1 pseudogene is annotated in these 233 nt (G+C 67.8%); it reads left to right on the top strand.

What is annotated here, in order from left to right:
- A pseudogene (locus SB751_RS35605) lies at positions 1-233 on the top strand (NAD(P)/FAD-dependent oxidoreductase); the annotation flags it as partial.

Consider the following 233-nt stretch of genomic DNA (forward strand, 5'->3'; position numbering starts at 1 on the left):
GTGCGCATCGAGCGCACCCCGGTGACGCAGTTGCTCGGTTCGGCGCCACGCATCGACGCGGTGCAGTTGGCCGATGGCCGCCGCCTGCTGGTCAATGCATTGTTCGTCGCCAGCCGCGTGCACATGGCCAGCCCGCTGGCAATGCAGTTGGGCTGCGCCTTCGACGAGGGCTTGCTGGGGCCTTACCTGCGGGTCGACGATTTCAAGCAGACCACGGTGCCGGGCGTCTACGC

The organism is Cupriavidus sp. SIMBA_020 (assembly GCF_046535395.1).
GTDB lineage: Bacteria > Pseudomonadota > Gammaproteobacteria > Burkholderiales > Burkholderiaceae > Cupriavidus > Cupriavidus campinensis.